The 7,922-nt window shown below is 72.5% G+C and carries 6 protein-coding genes and 1 pseudogene; 4 read left to right on the plus strand and 3 right to left on the minus strand.

Annotated features, from left to right (window positions below; genetic code table 11):
* Positions 1-100 (plus strand): annotated as a pseudogene (locus ACFWFI_RS38415) (hypothetical protein); the annotation flags it as partial.
* Here the strand turns inward: ACFWFI_RS38415 and greA are convergent.
* Together greA and ACFWFI_RS38425 are read right to left on the minus strand one after the other, a co-directional pair.
* Positions 101-598, minus strand: coding sequence for a transcription elongation factor GreA (gene greA, locus ACFWFI_RS38420; protein ID WP_376381125.1), 498 nt, complete (start codon positions 596-598; stop codon positions 101-103).
* Positions 599-789: 191 nt separating this feature from the next.
* Complete coding sequence (locus ACFWFI_RS38425; protein WP_387399786.1) at positions 790-1,194, minus strand: DUF4307 domain-containing protein; 405 nt, start codon at positions 1,192-1,194, stop codon at positions 790-792.
* 97 nt (positions 1,195-1,291) lie between these two features.
* Here ACFWFI_RS38425 and mca point away from each other — a divergent pair, with 97 nt between their 5' ends.
* The gene (gene mca, locus ACFWFI_RS38430; protein ID WP_387399789.1) at positions 1,292-2,173 is read left to right on the plus strand and encodes a mycothiol conjugate amidase Mca; all 882 of its coding nucleotides are present in this window, start codon (positions 1,292-1,294) and stop codon (positions 2,171-2,173) included.
* 1 nt (position 2,174) lies between these two features.
* Positions 2,175-2,444, plus strand: coding sequence for a hypothetical protein (locus ACFWFI_RS38435; protein ID WP_387399790.1), 270 nt, complete (start codon positions 2,175-2,177; stop codon positions 2,442-2,444).
* Positions 2,445-2,532: 88 nt separating this feature from the next.
* Here the strand turns inward: ACFWFI_RS38435 and ACFWFI_RS38440 are convergent, their stop codons facing one another.
* Complete coding sequence (locus ACFWFI_RS38440; protein WP_387399793.1) at positions 2,533-5,751, minus strand: tetratricopeptide repeat protein; 3,219 nt, start codon at positions 5,749-5,751, stop codon at positions 2,533-2,535.
* Between the two features lie 132 nt (positions 5,752-5,883).
* Between ACFWFI_RS38440 and ACFWFI_RS38445 the strand changes: the two genes are divergently transcribed.
* A complete protein-coding gene (locus ACFWFI_RS38445; RefSeq protein WP_387399796.1) occupies positions 5,884-7,911 on the plus strand; it encodes a thioredoxin domain-containing protein in 2,028 nt (675 codons plus the stop codon).
* Positions 7,912-7,922: the final 11 nt, after the last annotated feature.

A 7,922-nucleotide genomic window follows, 5' to 3' on the forward strand; every position in this document is an offset into this window, starting at 1 on the left:
GATCTGCTCCGAGACCACCATCGAGGGCACCATCTGGCCGGTCGACGCCAACCTCCGCCCCGAGGGCCGCAACGGCCCGCTGGTCCGCACCCTCTCCAGCTCAGCCCTGGTACGGCTTCGCCGAGACGATCTTCACCGTGGCCTTCTTGCCGTTCGGCAGCTCGTACTCCGCGTCGTCGCCCACCCGCTTGCCGTTCACGCCCGTGCCGAGCGGGGACTGGGGCGAGTAGGTCTCGATGTCGGTGCTCGCGTACTCACGGGAGGCGAGCAGGAAGGTGACCGTGTCGTCCAGGTCGCCGTCGAAGGCGATGGTCACGACCATGCCGGGCTCGACCACGCCGTCGTCGGCCGGGGCCTCGCCGACCTTCGCGTGCTCCAGGAGCTGGGTCAGCTGACGGACCCGGAGCTCCATCTTGCCCTGCTCCTCCTTGGCCGCGTGGTAACCGCCGTTCTCACGGAGATCACCCTCCTCGCGGGCCGCCGCGATCTTGACGGAGATCTCCGTGCGCGCGGGACCAGACAGGTACTCCAGCTCTGCCTTCAGCTGGTTGTACGCCTCCGGCGTGAGCCAGGTGACGTTATCGCTGGTCTGGGTCACAGGGTGCTCCTCGTCGGTGCTGGGAATACAAAGCAACGCCCTACCCCAAGCATGCGCTGCCACGGGTGGGCGAAACCACGAGCCTAACAATTCCCCGCGAAAAGGGGGAGAAGGTAAATCGTCACACACGCATCCGTGCAGGTCAGTGCGGGAGCGTGGGCATCAGGGGCGGCGCGCGCCCTCCGGTGCGGTCAGCCGCCGGCGGTGCACCCCTGCAGCTCCACCGCGGTCGCCCGGGAGGTGGTGCGCAGCGAGACGACCTCGTCGATCCGCTCGGAGCGCTCGTCGAACCGGAAGTCCGCCCGGCCGACCTCCGCACCTTCCTCGCTGAGAGCGCGGAGCGTGCAGTGCCCGTCGGCGTCCCGGTCCTTGCGGACCTCGAGGTGGGCCTCGGCGCGGCTGTCCGAGACGATCTTGGACTTGATGAGTTCGGCGCTGACGTCCGAGTTGGCCACGTAGTCGTAGCCGAACCAGCCGATCACGGCGAGGAAGGCCACACCCAGCACCGAGCCGATGATCTTCAGCTTGCGGTCCGCGCGTTGATCCGCCGACCGGCCGTAGCGCCCCTCGGGCAAGGCCTCGCGAACCGCTGCCATGATCGTTCCTCCCGTACCGGGGATCGAGGAATTTTCCACCCCCCGGTTCAGTCACTATAGAAGCCGACCACTGCGACCAATCACTGAGGACCGAGTCTTGACCGAGCAGCTGAGACTGATGGCCGTTCACGCCCACCCCGACGACGAGTCGAGCAAGGGCGCGGCCACCATGGCCAAGTACGTGTCCGAGGGGGTGGACGTCCTGGTCGTCACCTGCACAGGGGGCGAACGGGGATCCATCCTGAACCCGAAGCTCCAGGGGGACGCGTACATCGAGGCGAACATCCACGAGGTGCGCAAGAAGGAGATGGACGAGGCCCGGGAGATCCTGGGCGTCAAGCAGGAGTGGCTCGGCTTCGTCGACTCGGGTCTGCCCGAGGGCGACCCGCTGCCTCCGCTGCCCGAGGGCTGCTTCGCACTGGAGGACGACGAGACGGCGGCGGGGCGTCTCGTCGCGAAGATCCGGGCGTTCCGGCCGCAGGTGATCACCACCTACGACGAGAACGGCGGGTATCCGCACCCCGACCACATCAAGACCCACACGATCTCGATGATCGCGTTCGAGGGTGCCGCGGACACCGAGAGGTTCCCCGAGGCGGAATTCGGCCCGGCCTGGCGGCCGCGGAAGCTCTACTACAACCAGGGCTTCAACAAGCCGCGCACGGTCGCCCTGCACGAGGCTCTCCTCGCCCGTGGGCTGGAGTCCCCGTACGGCGAGTGGCTGGAGCGCTGGAAGGAGTTCGAGCGCGCCGAACGCACGCTGACCACGCACATCCCGTGCGACGAGTTCTTCGAGATCCGCGACAAGGCGCTGATCGCGCACGCGACGCAGATCGATCCGGACGGCGGCTGGTTCCGCGTCCCGATGGACGTCCAGCGGGAGGTCTGGCCCACCGAGGAGTACGAGCTCGCCAAGTCTCTGGTCGATACCTCCCTCCCCGAGAGCGACCTCTTCGCGGGCATCCGCGACAATGCCTGATATGTACGCGACCCAGGCACTGACGCAGCTCGTTCCGCTCGCCGCCGATGAGCTCGACAAGAACAAGGTGACTCCCGGCGTCCTCGGCTTCCTCGTCTTCGCGGCACTCGCCGTCGGCGTGTGGTTCCTGATGAAGTCGATGAACCGCCACATGGGCAAGGTCGACTTCGAGGAGGCCCCCGACCCGGCGGCGGCGCCCACGGGCACCGACGGGAAGGCGGAGGCGGCCACCTCCGGCACGGCGAAGGCGACCGCGCCGGGCAAGGGCTGACGCGGCGGGGCCGGGCGCCGGCCCCGCCCGGCGAGGCGCCTCCACGGCTCCAACGGAGCCGCAGGCCCACGTCGTGCGCGGCCCCGCCTCAGGGCCGTACGCCCACCGGTACCCCCATGACCTCGCGGGCGTGCCGGGACGGCGTCAGGCCGAGGCGCCATGCCTGCCAGCCGTCGTCCAGGTCCACTCCGCGGTTCAGGACCACCCGGAAGGCGTCCGCGCAGTCCTCCAGTTTGGCGTCCCGCAGCGGGTGGGCGGTCTCCAGCAGGTCCGCGAGCTCCTGCTGGGCCACCGCCGTGCCCACCTCACTGCCGCCCGGTGAGGCGTACGGCAGCAGCGTGCACCGCAGGAAGGCCGCCCAGTCGCCGCCCCGGACGTCGCCGTACGAGGCGAACAGGGCGACCGCCTCGCCGCAGAGCTCCAGCGCCTGCGCCGCACGGTTGTTCCCGCCGTCGATCAGGGCCAGCTCCAGGCAGGTCCACGCCTCGCCGTGGGCCACCCCGATCCGGCGGAAGTCGGCACGGGCGTCCACCAGGAGCTGACGCGCGAAGCCGGAGTTGCGCAGGTTGCCCGTCTGCGCGGCCCGCTGGTCACGGGTGACGCGGCCCGAGTGGTGGCGGGCGCACGCCAGCCCGTACACGTCCCGCATCCGGGAGAACATCGTGCGGGCCCGCTCCAGCTCCCGTACCGCCTGATCGGTGTCGCCGTCCTCCTCCAGCGCCTGCCCCAGGTAGTAGCGCGTCCAGGCCTCGCCCCGCGCGTCCTCGTTGCCCCGGTGCCGGGCGAGAGCCCCGCGCAGCTGCTCCACCGCAGGAGCGGGGTCGCCGTCCAGCAGCCGGGCCCGGGCCAGCTGGGTCAGCGCCCAGGCCTCCCCGCGCTCGTCCCGGGTGCGGCCGTACAGGTCCAGTGCGGTGGACAGCTCCTCCTCGGCTCTGGCGACCTCGCCCATCCGCAGGCAGACCTGGCCGAGCTGGAAGTGCGACCAGGCCTCGCCGTGCAGCGACTCGCCCTCGCGGTGCAGGACGAGCGCGGTGTCCAGCAGGGTCAGGGCCTCGGCGAGATTGGCCCGGTCGCGTTCGACGGCGGCCAGGGCGTGCAGGGACCAGGCCCGGTCCTCGGCCTGCTCCGGTGACGCCTGCAGGGCGAGCGCCTCCCGCAGCCGCGCCGAGGCCTCCGTGAGATTGCCCTGGTGGTGCAGGGTGATGCCGAGCGAGCAGAGCGCGAGGGCGGCGCCCGCGTCGTTCTGCGCCTCGCGGTAGAGGCCGACGACGGAGGACAGGGTGGTGCGGGCCTTGTCGAGCTCCCCGAGCTGCCGGGCCGCGATGCCCGTACGCCACTGGACCGACCGCTCCAGGAGCCCCTGGTCGACGGCGCGCGTCAGCTCGCTGATTTCGCCGAGCCGGTAGAGGTCGCCGCGCAGCAGGCAGTAGTCGCACAGGGCGCCCAGCAGATGGAGCACGGCTCCCTGGTCGACGCCCTCCGTGTGCCGCAGCGCCGAGGTGATGAAGCTCGACTCGTCGTCCAGCCAGCGCAGGGCGGCGTCCAGCGAGCTGAAGCCGTGAGAGCCGAACTGCCCGGCGCGGGTGGACATCTTGCCGTCCACCATGCGGATCACCGCGTCGGCGAGCTCCGCGTAGTTCTGGATGAGGCGTTCCTGGGCGGCCGTACGGTCGGCCGCCGGTTCCTCGTCGAGCAGCCGGGCCAGGGCGAAGTCCCGTACGAGGTCGTGCAGCCGGTAGCGCGCGCCCCGCACATGGACCAGGAGCCCGGCCCGGGCCAGGGACTCCAGCAGGCGGCCTGCCTCCTGCTCGTCGGAGGACAGCAGCGACGCCGCCGCGGCCGCCCCGAGGCTGGAGCGTCCGGCGAGGGCGAGCCGCCGCAGCAGCCGGCGGGCAGGCTCGGACTGATCGGTGTAGCGCAGCCACAGGGCACGCTCGACCGGTGCCACCGGACCGTACGCCCCGAGGGCGGCCGCGAGCTCGGCCCGGGTGCGCGCGCCGAGGGAGGAGCCCACGACGCGCAGGGCGAGCGGCAGCGCGCCGCACAGCCCGACGACGGCGTCGGTCGAGGGGTAGTCGTACGGGCCGCCCTCCTCGTCCTCGGCGGACTCGCGCAGCAGCTCCTCGGCGCCGGCCGCGTCCAGACCGCCCACGGGCAGGTGGTACACCCTCGCCGGGATGTCGTCGGGCAGTTCGAGGGGCTCACGGGCGGTGACGAGGACCAGGCTGTCGGAGCGCTCGGGCACGAGCGTGCGGACCTGGGCGGCGTCGGTGGCGTCGTCCAGGACGATCGTGACGGGCGTTCCCGCCAGATGCTGGTGATAGAGCTCGCTCAGGCGCCGTACCTGCTGTTCGGCGGAGGACCTCTCCCGGAAGAGCAGCTGCTCGCGCGGCGCCCCCAGCCGGTTGAGCAGGTGCAGCAGGGCGTCCCGGGTCGGCAGCGGGGCCTCGCCGGCCACGTCGCCGCGCAGGTCGACCACGCACGCCCCGCGGAACTGGTCCTTGAGCGCGTGTGCCGCCCGTACGGCGAGTGTGGTGCGCCCGGAGCCCGGGGTGCCGTGCAGGACGACCACGGTCGGCCTGGTCTCGGTCGCGGCGCGGGCCGCGTGCACCCACTGGGCGATCTGGGCCAGTTCACTGCGGCGGCCCGTGAACGGGCCGTCCGCGGCGGGCAGATGACCGAAGGACTGTTCGAGGAGTGAGCGGGTGCGGGCGGCCGCGCTGCGGTCGCCGCCGCGCAGCTGCGCCACCACGGACGCGCTCGCCTTCTTCGGCGGGCGCGCGGAGGCGGTCAGCATGCGCTGCTGGTCGAGGAACGGGCGGATGCCCCGTACCTCCAGCGCCGTCAGCCACTCCAGCCGCAGTTGCTCGGGGCCGCCCGGCTGGTTCCGCTCGCCCGCCCTGCGGTGTGCGGCGGGCCAGTGCGAGGCGGTCACCCGGGCCATCGTCGCCGTCGTCCCCGCCACGGCGACGACCGCGCCCGCGCCGAGGGCGAGGCCGGTCGCGGTGCCGAGCGCCAGGTCCGCTCCGAACGCCGCCGCGGCGGCAACGCCCGTCACCAGCAGCGGTGTTCCCAGCGTCGCCCTGCTGAATCGTGCCGACAGAGGCTGCTGGCCCGCCCCCGCTGCGTCCAGCGCCCGGGTGTAGGCGGCGTACTCGTCGGCCGCGCCCGTAGCCATGGTGTCGAGCGCGCCCCGCGCACGCGCCAGCAGTACGCCGGAGTCCGTCCGGCCTCCCGTCCGCCGCGCCTCTTCCTCCACGGCACGTACCAACAGCCGTTCGGCTTCCGCCCGATGGCTGTCCCGCATGCGTCCCCCTAGGTTCCAGCGACTTCGATCCGTCCGGCTGTCACAAGCTTCCAGTGTCCTGCGTACGGCCCGTCAGCGCGAGAGAGCGAGGCGATCAACCGGCGGGGGATCGGTGTGCGCGAGGATTGGGGTATGGCCAACCGACTCGCGCAGACCACTTCCCCGTACCTGCTCCAGCACGCCGACAATCCCGTCGACTGGTGGCCGTGGTCGCCCGAGGCGTTCGAGGAGGCCCGCCGGCGCGGCGTTCCCGTGCTGCTCAGCGTCGGCTACGCCAGTTGTCACTGGTGCCATGTGATGGCACACGAGTCGTTCGAGGACGCGTCCGTCGCCGACTACCTCAACGCGCACTTCGTCCCGGTGAAGGTCGACCGCGAGGAGCGGCCCGACGTCGATGCCGTGTACATGGAGGCCGTGCAGGCCGCGACCGGCCAGGGCGGCTGGCCGATGACCGTCTTCCTGACCGCCGAGGCCGAGCCCTTCTACTTCGGCACGTACTTCCCGCCCGAGCCCCGCCACGGCATGCCCTCCTTCCAGCAGGTGCTCGAAGGGGTCGTAGCCGCCTGGACGGACCGGCGCGACGAGGTCGCGGAGGTGGCCGGGCGCATCGTCCGCGACCTCGCCGGCCGCTCCCTGACCACCGGGGAGGGGGGCCTGCCGGGCGAACCCGAGCTGGCACAGGCCCTGCTGCGGCTCACACGTGACTACGACGAGAAGCACGGCGGTTTCGCCGGCGCGCCCAAGTTCCCGCCGTCCATGGCCATCGAGTTCCTGCTGCGCCACTACGCCCGTACGGGTGCCGAGGGCGCCCTGCAGATGGCCGCCGACAGCTGTGCGGCCATGGCGCGCGGCGGGATCTACGACCAGCTCGGCGGCGGCTTCGCCCGCTACTCGGTGGACCGGGAGTGGGTCGTCCCGCACTTCGAGAAGATGCTCTACGACAACGCGCTGCTGTGCCGCGTGTACGCCCATCTGTGGCGGACCACCGGCTCGGACCTGGCCCGCCGGGTGGCCCTGGAGACGGCCGACTTCATGGTGCGCGAGCTGCGGACCACCGAGGGCGGTTTCGCCTCCGCGCTGGACGCCGACAGCGAGGACGCGCAGGGGCGCCACGTCGAGGGCGCCTTCTACGTCTGGACGCCCGCGCAGCTGCGCGAGGTGCTGGGCGAGGAGGACGCCGTCTTCGCCGCCGAGTACTTCGGGGTGACCGAGGAGGGCACCTTCGAGGAGGGCTCCTCCGTCCTGCGGCTCGTGCGGGCCGGTGAGACGGAGGACGCCGACGCCTCGCGCGTCGACGGTGTACGCGCCCGGCTGCTCGCCGCGCGCGAGCTGCGGGCGCGTCCCGAGCGGGACGACAAGATCGTCGCCGCCTGGAACGGGCTGGCGATCGCCGCGCTCGCCGAGACCGGGGCGTACTTCGACCGCCCGGATCTGGTCGAGCGGGCCACCGAGGCCGCCGACCTGCTGGTACGGGTGCACATGGGTGACGTCGCCCGGCTCTGCCGCACGTCGAAGGACGGGCGGGCCGGGGACAACTCCGGAGTCCTGGAGGACTACGGCGACGTCGCCGAAGGGTTCCTCGCCCTCGCCTCCGTCACCGGGGAGGGCACCTGGCTGGAGTTCGCGGGCTTCCTGCTGGACATCGTGCTGCAGCACTTCACCGGGGAGAACGGCCAGCTGTTCGACACCGCCGACGACGCGGAGCGGCTGATCCGGCGCCCCCAGGACCCCACCGACAACGCCACCCCGGCCGGCTGGACCGCTGCCGCGGGCGCGCTGCTCTCCTACGCCGCGCACACCGGCTCCGAGGCGCACCGCACGGCGGCCGAGGGCGCCCTCGGGATCGTCGGGGCGCTCGGCCCGAAGGCGCCCCGGTTCATCGGCTGGGGGCTGGCGGTCGCCGAAGCGCTGCTGGACGGCCCGCGGGAGGTCGCGGTGGCCGGACCGGTCGCCGGGGAGCTGCACCGCACGGCCCTGCTGGGGCGGGCGCCCGGGGCGGTCGTCGCGGCCGGTGAGGGGCCGGACGCGGGCAGCGAGTTCCCGCTGCTGGTGGACCGGCCGCTGGTGGGCGGCGAGCCGACCGCGTACGTCTGCCGGCACTTCGTGTGCGACGCGCCGACGACGGACGCGGGGGAGCTGGCCGCGAAGCTGGGCGGCTGACGGAGGTACGG

Origin of the sequence: Streptomyces sp. NPDC060209, assembly GCF_042728155.1 — a bacterium.
GTDB lineage: Bacteria > Actinomycetota > Actinomycetes > Streptomycetales > Streptomycetaceae > Streptomyces.

Bases quoted from the DNA above. Each gene is read 5' to 3' on its own strand.
- ACFWFI_RS38435 (WP_387399790.1), top strand. From the start codon at position 2,175: ATGTACGCGACCCAGGCACTGACGCAGCTCGTTCCGCTCGCCGCCGAT.
- ACFWFI_RS38440 (WP_387399793.1), bottom strand. From the start codon at position 5,751: ATGCGGGACAGCCATCGGGCGGAAGCCGAACGGCTGTTGGTACGTGCC.
- ACFWFI_RS38425 (WP_387399786.1), bottom strand. From the start codon at position 1,194: ATGGCAGCGGTTCGCGAGGCCTTGCCCGAGGGGCGCTACGGCCGGTCG.
- ACFWFI_RS38445 (WP_387399796.1), top strand. From the start codon at position 5,884: ATGGCCAACCGACTCGCGCAGACCACTTCCCCGTACCTGCTCCAGCAC.